General features: G+C 66.2%; 14 protein-coding genes and 1 pseudogene. 8 read left to right on the top strand and 7 right to left on the bottom strand.

Going from position 1 to position 13,552, the window contains the following annotated elements; genetic code table 11:
• Positions 1–44: 44 nt before the first annotated feature.
• From VGT77_RS05380 to VGT77_RS05370, 3 genes are read right to left on the bottom strand one after another with little or no spacing between them, the layout of a single operon-like run.
• On the bottom strand, positions 45–380 hold the full coding sequence (locus VGT77_RS05380; RefSeq protein ID WP_327460328.1) for a 2Fe-2S iron-sulfur cluster-binding protein: 336 nt from the start codon (positions 378–380) through the stop codon (positions 45–47).
• Entirely contained in the window at positions 377–1,483 is a 1,107-nt protein-coding gene (locus VGT77_RS05375) for a cysteine desulfurase family protein (RefSeq protein WP_327460907.1), read from the bottom strand. The genes VGT77_RS05380 and VGT77_RS05375 overlap by 4 nt, the downstream gene beginning before the upstream one ends.
• Positions 1,480–2,556, bottom strand: coding sequence for a cysteine desulfurase family protein (locus VGT77_RS05370; protein WP_327460326.1), 1,077 nt, complete (start codon positions 2,554–2,556; stop codon positions 1,480–1,482). Before VGT77_RS05370 ends, VGT77_RS05375 begins: the two co-directional genes overlap by 4 nt.
• 90 nt (positions 2,557–2,646) lie before the next feature.
• On the opposite strand from VGT77_RS05370, the gene VGT77_RS05365 reads away from it, so the two are divergent.
• The gene (locus tag VGT77_RS05365) at positions 2,647–3,303 is read left to right on the top strand and encodes an alpha/beta hydrolase (protein ID WP_327460324.1); all 657 of its coding nucleotides are present in this window, start codon (positions 2,647–2,649) and stop codon (positions 3,301–3,303) included.
• Between the two features lie 19 nt (positions 3,304–3,322).
• Entirely contained in the window at positions 3,323–3,769 is a 447-nt protein-coding gene (locus VGT77_RS05360) for a hypothetical protein (RefSeq protein WP_327460322.1), read from the top strand.
• Between the two features lie 62 nt (positions 3,770–3,831).
• Here the strand turns inward: VGT77_RS05360 and VGT77_RS05355 are convergent, their stop codons facing one another.
• Both VGT77_RS05355 and VGT77_RS05350 read right to left on the bottom strand, forming a co-directional pair.
• A complete protein-coding gene (locus VGT77_RS05355; RefSeq protein ID WP_327460321.1) occupies positions 3,832–3,993 on the bottom strand; it encodes a hypothetical protein in 162 nt (53 codons plus the stop codon).
• A 121-nt stretch (positions 3,994–4,114) separates the two neighbouring features.
• A complete protein-coding gene (locus VGT77_RS05350; RefSeq protein ID WP_327460319.1) occupies positions 4,115–5,044 on the bottom strand; it encodes a threonine ammonia-lyase in 930 nt (309 codons plus the stop codon).
• 192 nt (positions 5,045–5,236) lie between these two features.
• Between VGT77_RS05350 and VGT77_RS05345 the strand changes: the two genes are divergently transcribed.
• The 6 genes and pseudogenes from VGT77_RS05345 to VGT77_RS05320 all read left to right on the top strand — a co-directional run bounded on the left by VGT77_RS05345 (position 5,237) and on the right by VGT77_RS05320 (position 10,968).
• Positions 5,237–6,421, top strand: a complete 1,185-nt coding sequence (locus tag VGT77_RS05345; protein WP_327460317.1) for a type III PLP-dependent enzyme — start codon at positions 5,237–5,239, stop codon at positions 6,419–6,421.
• 183 nt (positions 6,422–6,604) lie between these two features.
• Positions 6,605–7,654: a 1,9-bis(guanidino)-5-aza-nonane synthase gene (locus VGT77_RS05340; protein ID WP_327460316.1), complete on the top strand. Its 1,050-nt coding sequence runs from the start codon at positions 6,605–6,607 to the stop codon at positions 7,652–7,654.
• A 29-nt stretch (positions 7,655–7,683) separates the two neighbouring features.
• Positions 7,684–9,081 (top strand): amidohydrolase family protein, encoded by a 1,398-nt coding sequence (locus VGT77_RS05335; protein ID WP_327460314.1) that lies wholly within the window; start codon positions 7,684–7,686, stop codon positions 9,079–9,081.
• 65 nt (positions 9,082–9,146) lie between these two features.
• Positions 9,147–9,575, top strand: a complete 429-nt coding sequence (locus VGT77_RS05330) for an MAPEG family protein (protein ID WP_327460312.1) — start codon at positions 9,147–9,149, stop codon at positions 9,573–9,575.
• Entirely contained in the window at positions 9,575–10,018 is a 444-nt protein-coding gene (locus VGT77_RS05325) for an MAPEG family protein (protein WP_327460310.1), read from the top strand. Before VGT77_RS05330 ends, VGT77_RS05325 begins: the two co-directional genes overlap by 1 nt.
• A pseudogene (locus VGT77_RS05320) lies at positions 9,967–10,968 on the top strand (carbon-nitrogen hydrolase family protein). The gene VGT77_RS05325 and the pseudogene VGT77_RS05320 overlap by 52 nt, the downstream one beginning before the upstream one ends.
• Here the strand turns inward: VGT77_RS05320 and VGT77_RS05315 are convergent.
• Both VGT77_RS05315 and VGT77_RS05310 read right to left on the bottom strand, forming a co-directional pair.
• Entirely contained in the window at positions 10,952–12,118 is a 1,167-nt protein-coding gene (locus tag VGT77_RS05315; RefSeq protein ID WP_327460905.1) for a class I SAM-dependent RNA methyltransferase, read from the bottom strand. The pseudogene VGT77_RS05320 and the gene VGT77_RS05315 sit on opposite strands and share 17 nt — an antisense overlap.
• Before the next feature lie 11 nt (positions 12,119–12,129).
• Complete coding sequence (locus tag VGT77_RS05310; protein WP_327460308.1) at positions 12,130–13,488, bottom strand: NAD(P)H-hydrate dehydratase; 1,359 nt, start codon at positions 13,486–13,488, stop codon at positions 12,130–12,132.
• Between the last annotated feature and the right edge of the window lie 64 nt (positions 13,489–13,552).

Raw genomic sequence — 13,552 nt, 5'->3', positions numbered from 1 at the left:
CCCTAAACTGTTTTGGGGTCGGCGTAAGGGCTTGCGATGGAGACTCAGCGCCGCTGCATGTTCCGAACTTCGGCGGGAATGCGGACAGTGAGGCTGTCGAGCGCTTCGGTCAGCCATATCTGGCAAGCCAGGCGACTGTGGCGCGTAGCGCCCGAGGCCAAGTCCAGCATGTCCTCTTCCGCTTCGCTCGCCTGCGGAAGTTTCGAGAAATCCTCCGCCGCGACGATCACATGGCAGGTCGAACAGGCCATCTGCCCTTCGCACGTCCCTTCAAGGGGCTGGCCATCCGCCTGGGCCAGATCGAGCAGCCGCTCGCCGGGCGCGCCCTCCACTTCGCGCGTCGAAGATCCGTCCGCAGAAATGAACCGCACCAAGGTCATGCAAAGGCCCGCTGCCGTTCCGCGGCTTCGACGATGAGCGACAATGCGGCGTCGAGCTCTTCCTCCGTGGTATAGCGGCCAAAGCCCAAGCGGATGCTGGACCTTGCATCGGCGTCCGAGAGGCCGAGCGCCTTCAGCACATGGCTGGGGCGCCCTGAACCGCTGGCGCAGGCCGAGCCGGCCGAGAATGCGACGCCGCGCACATCGGCGATCAGCCGCGCGGCGTCGAGACCTTCAAGGCGGACGTTGAGATTGCCGCAATAGCGATGCTCGGCCGAGCCGTTGATCGTCCAGCCAGCGAGCCGCTCGCGTGCCATTTGCCAGAGGCGCGCGACATGCGTGCGGTCTCCCGCAAACCTAGACAGCGCAACTGCCGCAGCCGCACCGAAGCCCGCGCAGAGCATCGGGCTCAGCGTTCCGGACCGGATGCCGGCCTCCTGGGCACCGCCATGCATCAGCGGCTCGAGTCGGACCCCATCCCGCACCCAGAGAGCTCCGATGCCTTTCGGACCATGCACTTTATGCGCGGAGACGGCGACCAGATCGGCATCCGGCAGCTCTACCCGGCCAAGGCCTTGGACCGCGTCGCAGAGGAACAGCGCGCCCGCGGCTCGAGCGATGCGTCCGATCTCCTCCACCGGCTGGATGACGCCGATCTCGTTGTTCACCAGCATCGCAGCGACGATGGCGGTGCGGTCGTTCACCGCCTCGGCTACGCGATCGAGCGAGACGCGACCGTCTGCCTCGACCGGCAGCACCACAACCTCCAAGCCGTGCCGTCCCAGCCACTGCACGGTGTCGAGCACACAGGCATGCTCGGTCGAGAGCGTGACGACCCGCCGCCGCTCCGGCGGAGCAGCCCATGCGGCGCCCTTCAACGCCATGTTGGCGGCTTCTGTCGCACCGGAAGTGAACACCAAAGCTCCACCAGGCGGGAACAAGCGGGCGATCCGCTCCCGCGCCACCTCCACCGCGGCCGCTGCCTCCCGCCCCAAACGGTGCGGCGAATGCGGATTGCCGAACTTGTCGAGCCACGGCGCCATGGCGGCGCGCGCCTCCGGCGCCAGCGGGGTCGTGGCCTGATAATCGAGATAGATGGTCATGCGGCGCGGGCGCGCGCGCCATCGGCGATCCGCTTCCATGCTTCGATGAAACGGTAGATGTCGGCGCGGCTCGTCTCCGGGCCGAAGCTGACCCGGATCACTTCACCGGCTTCCTTGTCCTTCCAGCCCATAGCGCTCAGCACATGGCTGGTCTTGAGCGTGCCCGACGAACAGGCGCTCCCCGCCGATACGGCGATGCCGGCGAGGTCGAGCTGGATCAACTGCGCGGAGCCGGCCACGCCCGGCATGCGATAGGCGGCAATCGTCGCCAGGCGCGGGCTGCGCTTGGCCACGATCTCGCCCCCGCTCGCCTCGATCGCGCCATCGAGGTGTGCGCGCAGATCGGCGGCGCGATCGACCCAGCCGCGCGGCTGTTCGAGCGCGGCCGCCATGGCTACGGCGCCCGGAAGGTTCTCGGTGCCGGCGCGATAGCCCTTCTCCTGCCCGCCGCACGGCTCCAGCACACCGAGATCTTTGACCAGCAGCGCCCCCATGCCCGGCGCGGCACCGAACTTATGCGCGGAAATCGCGATCAAATCCGCGTCGGGGAGCGGCGCCTTGCCCGCGCTCTGCGCGCAGTCGACGAGCAGCAGCCCGCCGGCGCGGCGTATGATCGGCAGCAGCTTGTCGAGCGGCTGCCGTACGCCGGTTTCGTTGTTGACAGCCTGGACAGCGACGAGCGGCGCCTTGGCGCCCAGCGCCCCCAGTCGCCCCGCAAGCGCATCGGTCAGCACCGTCCCGTCCGGCTGAACCGGCAGGAAGAAGGCGTCCGGCGCGGCGCGGTGCACGGCCTCATGCTCGACCGCCGAGACGATGCGTGCATCGCACTTGGCGCGGGTCAGCGCGATGCGGAGCGCTTCGGTGGCGCCGCTGGTGAAGATGATCTCGCCTGCCCAGCCGAGCTGATCCGCGATCCGCCGCCTCGCCTCTTCGAGTTGCGCACGCGCGGCGCGTCCCTCCGCGTGTGGGGAGGATGGGTTGGCCCAGCGCGCGATCGCAGCGCGCATTGCCTCGCGCGCTTCGAGCAACATCGGAGTGGAAGCGGCGTGATCGAGATAGAGGCGCTGAGCCAAGGCAAGGACCCGTTTGCGAAGTTCAGGCGCAATCCTATATAGCGCCGCAACTCAGCGCCACCATTCCGGCCGCTTTTCGATTAAGGTGCCATGCCCGAAGTGATTTTTCCCGGTCCCGAGGGTCGCCTCGAAGGCCGTTTCGCTCCTCCGCCCCGCCCCCGCGCGCCCGTCGCGATGATCCTGCACCCGCATCCGCAGGCGATGGGGACGATGAACAACCGCATCGTCCAGGCGCTGTATCAGACATTCGCAAGACGCGGTTTCGCGACGCTCCGCTTCAACTTTCGCGGTGTGGGTAAGAGCCAGGGCGTGTTCGACAACGGCGTCGGCGAGCTTTCCGACGCCGCCTCCGCCCTCGATTGGGTGCAGAGCTTTCATCCCGAAGCGCAGCAGACCTGGGTGGCGGGCGTCAGCTTCGGCGCCTGGATCGGCATGCAGCTGCTGATGCGGCGGCCGGAAGTGCGCGGCTGGATCTCGATCGCGCCGCCCGCGAACATGTATGATTTTAGCTTTCTGGCGCCCTGCCCCGCCTCGGGCATCGTCATTCAGGGCGAATCGGATGAGGTCGTCACGCCGTCGGCGGTGCAAAAGCTGGTCGACAAGCTCAGGACGCAGAAGCACATTACCATCCACCACGACACCATCCCCGGTGCGAACCATTTCTTCGAACATGAAATGCCGCAGCTGATGGGCAGCGTGGACCGGTATCTCGACTTCAGGCTGGACCCGAACTGCCCGATCCGATGAACTGACGAAGCGGGGGATTATGTCGCGCGAGAAGCTGCTGCTGGACCTGTTCACCGAGATCGCGGTGGTCGAGCATCTGGTTCGCAATCATATCGGCCAGATCCAGCGCACCGGCCTAAACGCCGGCCAGTTCGGCGCGCTCAACTACTTCATTCGCAACAATCGCGAGCAGGAACGCAAATCAGTGCTCTCCTGGATGTTCCAGGTCCCGATCGAGGACATGGAAGTGCATCTGCGCGCGCTGGAGGAGCGCGGCTTCATCGGCCGCATCGGCGAAGGCGACGACCAGCTCATCGGCATCACCGCTGCCGGCCGCGCCGCGCATTCGGATTCGGTGGGCGCCATGGCGCCCGAGATCGAGCCGCTGATGTCCGAGTTCCCGGACGAAGACCTAGCCAAGACGGTCGAAGTGCTCCAGGAGATCCGCCGCGTGTTCGACAATCTGCCGGAGCGGATGGCCTCCTGACGGCTCCCGGCGGAAGCCGGGACTCAGCGGCTCACGAATGGACCCCGGCCTCCGCCGGGGAACTACAGGGTCCAGATCAGCACATTGCCGACCAGGACGGCCGCCGCGACCAGCATCAGCCAGCCGCGACGTTCCTCGCGCCTGATCTGGGCGACTCCGCCAAGCACCAGCGCGACTGCGGCCAGCATCAGCAGCGACAGGAGCAGGGAGGCAGTAACACTCATGCGGTTCGAGCCCTGAGCCAAGTCGCTCGTCCCGAGCGAAGTCGAGGGGCGCGAGCGCAAGGGTCGGAGGCACGCCCCTCGACTTCGCTCGGGACGAGCGGAACTTGTTCTTCGCCAGCCGTCACAGACCAGTCATCCGCTTGAAGGTCGCCGTGTCGACATTGCCGCCGGACAGGATGACGAGCGTGCGCTCGGTTGCTTCTGTTTTGCCCGCGAGCAGCGCTGCGAGGGCGACTGCGCCTCCCGGCTCCAGCACGAGGCGGAGGTTGTCGAAGGCCCAGCGCATCGCGGCGCCGGTCTCGACCTCGGAGACTGCCAAGCCGCGAGCCCCGCGCGACCGGAGAATGTCGAAGGTAAGCGCCGCCACCTGCAAAGTCTGAAGCGCGTCGCAGCTGGTCGGTGGCGGTGACGGCTGCACCCCCACGATCTCGCCGCTCGCAAGCGAGCGGGTCATGTCGTCCCAGCCCTCGGGCTCCACGATCATTATCTCGGCAGCGGGCACACCCAGGGCAAGGCCGGCGGCGAGCCCGCCGCCCCCGCAAGGGGTGACGATCCGCTCGGGAGCCGCAAGGCCGAGCTCGGCCAGCTGACCCACGGCCTCCAGCCCCGCGCTCCCTTGCCCCTCGACGATCCATGGATCGTCGAAGCTCGGAACGACCACCGATCCGCGCTCTTCAGCGATTCGGGCCGCGATCTCCTCCCGGCTTTCACTCACGCGGTCGTAGAGGATCACCTCGGCGCCCAGTGCCTTCGTGTTGTCCAGCTTCTTGGCGGGAGAATCGGCGGGCATCACGATCGTCGCCGTGATTCCGAGCCGCCGCGCCGCCCATGCAACTCCTTGGGCGTGATTCCCTGATGAAAAGGCGACGACGCCTCTTTGGCGCTCCTCCGCGGACAGGTCGGTGAGTCGGTGCCAGGCGCCGCGCAGCTTGAATGCGCCCATCGGCTGCAAGGATTCGACTTTAAGGCATATCGACCGGCCACTAATCTCTGTCTGCAGCAAGGGTGTAGGAGGAACTATTTTCCTCAGCTTTTCCAGGGCTTTGGCCACACCTTCTGACGCGGGTTGGCGCCGTGAACTCACGCTTTGTCTCCAAAATGAAATGCGGCTCGATTCACCGCTTTACAGGGGGGACCCCCGCACATATATCGCCCGCCGCTGCCCCATGGGACTTCCACCGCAAGGCAGTGAATGTCGAAGCTGAAGACCAGGGTTCGTCCCTGGCATTGGAGGTCCCTTGAGTTGCACAAGCATCATAGCGCGCTGGGGCTAGCGACCGCCCTTCAACCGGTAAACCCGGTTACGCTCATTCGTCCGCATGCCGCTAAGCGTGCTGCCCGCTTCTTCGTCGAGAAGTTTCCGGGCACGACGCTCTATGCGGTGAAGGCGAATCCGTCCCCGGACCTGATCCGCATCCTCTGGGAGAGCGGCGTCACTCATTATGACGTGGCCTCGATCGCCGAAGTGCGCATGGTGCGCGAGACGCTGCCCGACGCCGTGCTTTGCTTCATGCACCCGGTCAAGGCCGAGGAAGCGATCGAGGAAGCCTATTTCGAGCACGGCGTCCGCACCTTCTCCCTCGACTCGATGGAGGAGCTGGAGAAGATCGTCGCTGCCACCAAGGGCGCCGAGGATCTGACGCTCTGCGTGCGGCTGCGCGTGTCCTCCGACTATTCGAAGCTGAGCCTCGCCTCCAAGTTCGGCGTTTCGCCGACGGAAGCGAAGGACGTGCTGATGGCCGCCCGCCAGGTCGCGGACGCACTCGGCATCTGCTTCCATGTCGGCAGCCAGGCGATGACGCCGGACGCCTATGCCCAGGCGATGGAGCGGGTGCGCCAGGCGATCGTCGAGGCGGCAGTCACCGTGGACGTGATCGACGTCGGCGGGGGCTTTCCGAGCTCCTATCCGGGCATGGAGCCGCCGCCGCTCGAACTTTATTTCGAGACGATCCACCGGGCCTTCGAGAGCCTGCCGGTGTCCTACTCGGCGGAACTCTGGGCGGAGCCGGGTCGGGCGTTGTGCGCCGAGTATAGCTCGCTGGTCGTGCGCGTGGAAAAGCGTCGCGGCGACGAGCTGTACATCAACGACGGCGCCTATGGCGCGCTGTTCGACGCCGCACATGTCGGCTGGCGCTTTCCCGTCAGCCTGCTGCGGGAGCCGGACAGCCGCGCCAAGCCGGTGGCGTTCAGCTTCTATGGGCCGACTTGCGACGATCTCGACCATATGGCGGGGCCGTTCATGCTGCCGGCCGACGTGCAGGCGGGCGACTATGTCGAGATCGGAATGCTCGGCGCCTATGGCTGCGCGATGCGGACCGGCTTCAACGGCTTCGGCAAGGCCGAAGTGGTCGAAGTGGAGGACGAGCCGATGGTCTCGCTCTACACGACCGTGGAGCGCGAGGTCGCGTCGAACGTCGTGAAGCTGTAACGCCGCCTCGTCATTGCGAGAAGCGGAGCGACGAAGCAATCCAGAGTGGCCGCGCGCCGGTGCTGGATTGCTTCGCTCCGCTCGCGATGACGCATAGATTTGGTTCTCTCTGAGAGAGAGGATCTGAACGGGTTTCCGCGTCCCCTTAACGACGGCGGTTATTGAGCAACGGATCCTGAAACAATGAACAATCTCGCCAACGACACCCGCAAGGCGGAGCTGCTGTCGACCACCGTCGAGCATGTCGACATCCGCTCGTTCGATGCGCGGCCGATTATCGAAGCCATGGGCAAGATGAGCTTCACCAGCCGCGACCTCGCGCGCGCTACCGGCATCTACAACCAGATGCTGGAGGACAAGGATTGCACGATCTTCCTGGTGATCGCGGGCTCGACCTCGGCCGGCGGCTGCATGGACCTTTATGCCGAGCTCGTGCGCTCCAACATGGTGGATGGCATCGTCGCCACCGGTGCCTCGATCGTCGACATGGATTTCTTCGAAGGCCTTGGCCACAAGCATTATCAAGCGCTTGAGATTCCAGACGATAACACGCTGCGCTCGCTCTACATCGACCGCATCTACGACACCTATATCGACGAAGAGCAGCTGCAGGACTGCGACCACACCATCGGTCGCATCGCAGACAGCCTGGAGCCGAAGCCGTACAGCTCGCGCGCCTTCATCCGCGAAATGGGCAAGTACCTCGCGGAGCACGGCAAGAAGGAGAACAGCCTCGTCAAGCTCGCTTATGAGCATGACGTGCCGATCTTCTGCCCGGCCTTCGTCGACAGCTCGGCGGGCTTCGGCCTGGTCAAGCACCAGGTCGACCGGATGAAGGAAGGCAAGCCCTACATGGTGCTCGATGCGATTGCGGATTTCCGCGAGCTCACCGACATCAAGATCAAGGCGGGCACCACCGGCCTGCTGATGATCGGTGGCGGCGTGCCGAAGAACTTCATCCAGGACACGGTCGTCTGCGCCGAGATCCTTGGCCATGAGGATGTCGAGATGCACAAATACGCCGTGCAGATCACGGTCGCCGACGTGCGCGACGGCGCCTGCTCGTCTTCGACGCTGAAGGAAGCGGCGAGCTGGGGCAAGGTCGACACCGCGCTCGAGCAGATGGTGTTCGCGGAAGCGGGCTCGGTGATGCCGCTGCTGGCGTCAGACGCCTATCACCGCGGCGCGTGGAAGACTCGCCCGAAGCGCGGCTGGGCCAAGCTGTTCGCTTAATGGGAAAGCTGGCCCCCTTCGCCGCCGTCGTGGCCGTCCTTCTGAGCGGCGCGGCTGTGGCGAAGGCGCCAGCCGACCTGCTGATCCGCGACGCGACCCTGATCGACGTCGCCGCCGGCAAAGCCGTCCATCATCGCTCGATCGCGGTGAAGGACGGTACGATCATTGCCATCGGGGCGCCTGCAACCCTCGACCGCCGCTACCAAGCTGTCCGGAGCGTGGACGCGCGCGGCCGCTTCGTCATGCCCGGCCTGTGGGACATGCATGTCCATTTCGGCGGCGGCCCCGAGCTGATCGAGGAGAACAAGGATCTGCTGCCGGTCTATGTCGCCTACGGCATCACCGCCGTGCGCGACTGCGCGGCGGACATCAGCGACTCGGTGTTCGCCTGGCGCGACCAGATTGCGTCGGGCGCGATGCTGGGACCGACGATCTTTACGTCCGGGCCGAAGCTGGAGGGCTACAAGCCGCTCTGGAAAGGCACGGTCGAAGTCGGCACGCCAGCAGAGGTGGAAGCGGCACTCGATTGGCTTCAAGCCCGCCCCGCGGACTTCGTCAAGATCACCGACAACACGCTGAAGCCTGACATTTTCCTCTACGCGCTCAAGGCCGCTAAGGCGCGCGGTCTGCGCACCTCCGCGCACATTCCAAATGCATTGGCGGTCGACGAGGCGGCGGCCGCCGGCCTGGGCTCGATCGAGCATCTCGACTACCTCATCAAGGCCGGCTCTCCCGACGAGACTGAAGCGGCACGCGCCTTCGCTACAGGCCGAATCGATGCCGCCGAAGCGTCGGCACGGAGCGTGCGCAACTTCGATCCGAGTTTCGCGGTTCAGGCCTATCGCCGGCTCGCGCGCCGGGGCGTCCATGTGACCCCGACGCTCAACATGAGCCGGATTCTGGCCTTTCTCGACCGCGACGATCATTCACGCGACCTCGGTCTGGCGCTGGTCGGCCCTGGACTGCGCAAGACCTATGCGTGGCGGGTCGAACGCGCCGCCAAGGCGACGCCGGAAGAGGTGCGTCGCCGCCATGCCAAATATGAGCTGACTGCCTCGCTGATGCCGATGCTGGTCAAAGCAGGCATGCCGATCCTGGCAGGCACGGATGCCGGTTACCTCAACTCCTTCAATTATCCCGGTCAGGGACTGCACGACGAGCTGGACGCCTATGTCGCGGCCGGTCTCACGCCCGCGCAGGCGTTGCGGAGCGCTGTCGTCACAGGTCCTGCCTTTCTCGGCAGGTCGCAGCGCTATGGCGCGCTCGGGAAGGGCAAAGCGGCCGACATCCTCATCCTCCGACGTAATCCGCTGGCCGATATCGCCGCCACGCGCGCTATCGATGCAGTCGTGCTCAAGGGCAGGTTGCTGGGCCGCGCTGCGCTCGACGGACTGCTCGCGGAAGCTAGGCGCAAAGCGGCGCAGTGACAGACGCTTGACCGCCACCTCTCCCCCCGGCACTTTCCCGTCCGGGGGAATAGGGGAGGCAAGACATGAAAGCCGATCTTTTGGCGCCAGCCGCCGTGCTGGTGCTGTGGACATTGATCATGCTCGTGTGGATGGCGAGCACCCGGCTGCCAGCGCTGAAGGCGGCTGGCATCGACATGAGCAAGGCGGTCGGAGGGCGCGGCCAGGACCTCGAAACGGTGCTGCCGGCCAACATCAACTGGAAAGCTCATAATTACGCGCATCTCGTCGAGCAGCCGACGCTCTTCTACGCCATTGTCGGCATCCTCGCGATCATGGGCCAGGTGAGCAGCACCGCAGTCGCCCTCGCCTGGGCTTATGTTGGGCTGCGCATCGCGCACAGCCTGGTGCAGGCGACCGTCAACAAGATCGCCTGGCGCTTCCCGCTGTTCGCTGCCTCCACTTTGGTGCTGCTGGTCCTCGCCATCCTCGCCCTGATGCGGACGCTCGGCTGATGGATATCAGCCCGATGCTCGCACCGGTGGTGGTGCTGGTCGCCTGGTCGCTGGTCATGTGGCTATGGATGTACGCGACGCGGATCCCGGCGATGCGTCGGCTGCGCACGTCCATGGATCCTCGGCTGCCGAAGGATCAGACAGTCGGGACCTTGCCGCCCGAGGTTCGCTGGAAGGCGGACAATTACAACCATCTGATGGAGCAGCCGACCATCTTCTACGCCGTTGCCCTGGCATTGGCGGTAGCCGACATGTCGGCGGGCGACGCAGGCAGCGGCCTGAACATCATCCTCGCCTGGTTCTACGTCATCCTCAGGATCATCCACAGCCTTGTCCAGGCGACCGTCAACATCATCATGGTCCGGTTCGCGATCTTCACGCTGGCAACACTGTGCCTGATCGGACTGACCTGGGGCGCGCTGAAAGTCGTGTTCGGCTTCTAGTGAACAGCGTGCGCGCCGCCATCGTCCAGGCGGCTCCGGTGCCGCTCGCCATCGGCGACGGCATCAGCGCCCTGCTCGATCACGTCGGCCGTGCCGCCGATGCGGGCGCCAAGCTGATTGCATTCGGAGAGACCTTTCTTGGCGGCTATCCGCTCTGGCTGGACGAAGCACCCGGCGCCGCGCTGTGGGACCATCCGGGTTCCAAGGCGCTGCACCGGCTGCTGCTGGAACAGGCAGTGGTCCAGGGCGACCCGCGGCTCGCTCCGCTTCAGGAACTGGTCGATGCGCGCGACTTGATCGTTTCGGTCGGTGCCCATGAGCGGGTGCGCGGCAGCCTCTACAACACCCAGTTCACTTTCCGCCCTGGGGAGGCGCCGCTGCCGCACCGCAAGCTGGTGCCCACCCATGGCGAGCGGCTGATCTGGGCGCGTGGCGACGGGGCGACTCTCAATGCGCACGATGCCGGCTGGGGTCAGGTCGGCAGCCTCATCTGCTAGGAGCATTGGATGCCTCTTGCCCGCGCGGCCATGCATCGGCTTGGCGAAACTTTGCACGTCGCGGCTTGGCCGTCGGTACGCGAAACCTATGCGGTCGCGTCGCGTCACTATGCCTTCGAAGGCCGCTGCTTCGTGCTCGCTGCGGGCACCATCCAGCAGCGCGACGATGTGCTGGATGGGCTGGAACGGCTGGGCGGCCATGCCGAGGCTCGGGTGCTGCTGGACCAGATGCCGGAGCAGCTACAGTTCGGCGGCAGCTTGATCGCCGGCCCGGACGGAATGGTGATCGCGCAGGCCGGAGCGCAGGCGGAACTGCTCATCGCCGACCTTGATCTCACCCGCAGCGCCGAGGAGCGCGCCGCGCTGGACACCGAAGGCCATTATTCCCGTCCTGACATATTCGAGCTCCGCGTGGACGCACGGCCTAAAGACGGCGTCATTTTCGAAAGCTAGCGGCCAGCTCGACATGGGTGGACCAGCGGAATTGACCGACCGGGGTAACCCGCTCCAGCCGATAACCGCAAGCGACCAGCAATCTCGCATCACGCGCAAAACTCGCGGGATTGCATGACACATAGGCGATGCGCGGCACCGAAGAGCCGGCGAGTTCGCGTACCTGCGCTTCGGCACCTGCCCGCGGCGGATCCAACACCACGGCTTCGAACCGGTCCAACTCTGCCGTCCCCAGAGAGCGGCGATACAGGTCGCGATGCTCGGCGAAGATGGTCGGACGAGCCGCCTTCAAGGCAAGCATGGCATCGCGCGACGCCTCGGCGGCATAGACCCGGCCCTTCAGGTTCAGTGCGAACGTGCCGAGCCCGGCGAAGAGGTCGGCGATGGTCGCCGCGCCGTCCGCGCTCGCCTGCACCGCCTGAACCAGCGCTACCTCGCCATCGGCAGTTGCCTGAAGGAAAGCGTCGTGCGGCAGCGGGACAGGCGCGCCGCCGAGCGTGATCGTGACCGGCACCGGTTCCCATCGGGTCTGCGGGCCCAGTCCGTCGTCGAGCGATAATCGGCCAAGGCTGTGCTCTTGTGCGAACTCGGTCAGCGCTTCGACTGCGGCGAGCGTGTCCGCCGACACGCCTTCGATCAGCAGATCGACGCCCTGATCCGCCAAGGTCATCTTCACCGTGGCACTCCGCCGCTCCGGCAGCATGGTGGCGAGGAGCCGGCGAAGCGGATCGACGAGCGCGAACAGCTCCGGGCGGAGGATATGGCATTCACGCATATCCTCGATGCGATTGCTGCGTTCCTGCTTGAAGCCAACCAGCACGCGCTTGCCAATCCGCTGCGCGCTGAGACTCGCCCGCCTTCGACTGTTCGGAGGCGACAGATGGACGGGCGCGAAGTCGGGAAGCGGCACATGCTGCGCCGCCAGTGCCGATGCGATGCGGTCGCGGACGAAGCCCGCATAGCTCTCGTCATCCAGATGCTGGAGCTGACACCCGCCGCATTCGGGAAAGTGCCGGCACGGGGGGACCTGATGGTGCGGCCCGGGGAGAACGCTGCCGTCGCTCTCGACCAGGTCGCCGGGCGCGGCGAGCGGCACGAAACGTCCGCCAGCCGTAACCCCCTCCCCGCGCGCCGCCACGCGGACGATCATGTCGGGAGCGCTCACAAAAGCTCGGACAGTGAACGAGCAAGATCGTCGGCTGCGAAGGCAGCACCCGCCCTGCGCGCCGCCTCGGCATGCAGCCACACGCCCGCCTGCGCCGCTTCGAACGGATCCAAGCGACGCGCCAGCATGGCGCCGATCGCTCCTGCGAGCACATCGCCCGTCCCGGCGGTGGACAGCCAGGGTGAGGCCCCCGCGCCGATGGCTGCGCGGCCATCGGGCGCGGCAATGACAGTGTCCGGCCCCTTGTACACGATCACACCACCGCAGCGCATCGCAGCCGCGCGGGTCCGCTCGACTTTCGACCCGTGGTTCATATCGGGCATTAGGGCGCGGAACTCGCCTTCGTGAGGGGTGAGCACGGCAGGAACTGTCAGCGTCTCGCCACCCAAAAGGTGCAGCGCATCGCCGTCAATCACCAGCGGACGTCCACTCGCCAGCGCCTGGCGGAGCGCCCAAGCTGCGTCGGGACCGCGCCCGAGCCCCGGTCCGACCACCATTGCTCCCACCCGACCATCGGCGAGGGTGTTCGGCAGCTCGGTGATGCTCCGCCGCACTATCGCATGCGGCGTTCCGCAATGCGCGCAGTGTTGCAGCAGAACGACGTAACCTGCGCCCGCATGCAGTGCGGCGATGGCGGCTAATTCGCTCGCGCCCGGCATGGCGCCGCCAACTACTGCCACCAAGCCGCGCAAATATTTATGGTCCTGCGGGACCGGTGCGGGAATGGTAGGCCGCCGCAGTTCGGAAAGTGCACTCGATACGTCCACGCCTATGTCGACCGTCGCGACCCGGCCGCAGAATCCGGCGGCGGGAAAGAGCCGATGGGCAGGCTTCAAAGTTGCGAAGGTGACGGTGAGGTCGAAGCGCGCCACCGGGCTCAGCACGGCTCCGGTGTCGGTCTCGACACCGCTCGGCAGATCGACTGCGACGGAGATCTGGGCGGTGCCCGCAAGCTCGTTCAGCCGCGCCGCCAGCCACGCCTCCAGACCGCGGGTGAGCCCGGTTCCGAACAGCGCATCGATCAGCAGCGGCGCGGGTCCGGCGCCTTCAATCGTTTCGATCGGCCCGCCCCACGCCTTCGCCGCTTCAGCCGCCGCGCCCGCTTTCGGCTGTCCCAGCGCGGCCACCCGCACGTCCACGCCACGTTCGCGCAGGTGACGCGCCGCGACATAGCCGTCGCCGCCGTTATTGCCCGGTCCGCACAGCACCAGTGCGGGCAGCGGCCCGGCAAAGCGCCACACTGCCTCCGCGACCCCCTGCCCGGCCCGCTCCATCAGCAACTCGACCGGCGTGCCGGACGCGATCGCCCGCTCTTCGGCGGCGCGCATCTCCGCGGCGGTGAGGATGGGTTTCATGCCCTGGTCATTGCGAGGAGCGAAGCGACGAAGCAATCCACAACGCCTCTGGATTGCTTCGCTA

The sequence above is a fragment of the Sphingomonas sp. genome (assembly GCF_035944535.1).
Taxonomy (GTDB): domain Bacteria; phylum Pseudomonadota; class Alphaproteobacteria; order Sphingomonadales; family Sphingomonadaceae; genus Sphingomonas_B.
This window is presented reverse-complemented; position numbering and strand designations above follow the sequence as displayed.

Coding starts and splice junctions, on each gene's coding strand:
- VGT77_RS05380 (WP_327460328.1), bottom strand. CDS start 380: ATGACCTTGGTGCGGTTCATTTCTGCGGACGGATCTTCGACGCGCGAA.
- VGT77_RS05375 (WP_327460907.1), bottom strand. CDS start 1,483: ATGACCATCTATCTCGATTATCAGGCCACGACCCCGCTGGCGCCGGAG.
- VGT77_RS05365 (WP_327460324.1), top strand. CDS start 2,647: ATGCCCGAAGTGATTTTTCCCGGTCCCGAGGGTCGCCTCGAAGGCCGT.
- VGT77_RS05360 (WP_327460322.1), top strand. CDS start 3,323: ATGTCGCGCGAGAAGCTGCTGCTGGACCTGTTCACCGAGATCGCGGTG.
- VGT77_RS05355 (WP_327460321.1), bottom strand. CDS start 3,993: ATGAGTGTTACTGCCTCCCTGCTCCTGTCGCTGCTGATGCTGGCCGCA.
- VGT77_RS05340 (WP_327460316.1), top strand. CDS start 6,605: ATGAACAATCTCGCCAACGACACCCGCAAGGCGGAGCTGCTGTCGACC.
- VGT77_RS05330 (WP_327460312.1), top strand. CDS start 9,147: ATGAAAGCCGATCTTTTGGCGCCAGCCGCCGTGCTGGTGCTGTGGACA.
- VGT77_RS05325 (WP_327460310.1), top strand. CDS start 9,575: ATGGATATCAGCCCGATGCTCGCACCGGTGGTGGTGCTGGTCGCCTGG.
- VGT77_RS05315 (WP_327460905.1), bottom strand. CDS start 12,118: ATGATCGTCCGCGTGGCGGCGCGCGGGGAGGGGGTTACGGCTGGCGGA.
- VGT77_RS05310 (WP_327460308.1), bottom strand. CDS start 13,488: ATGAAACCCATCCTCACCGCCGCGGAGATGCGCGCCGCCGAAGAGCGG.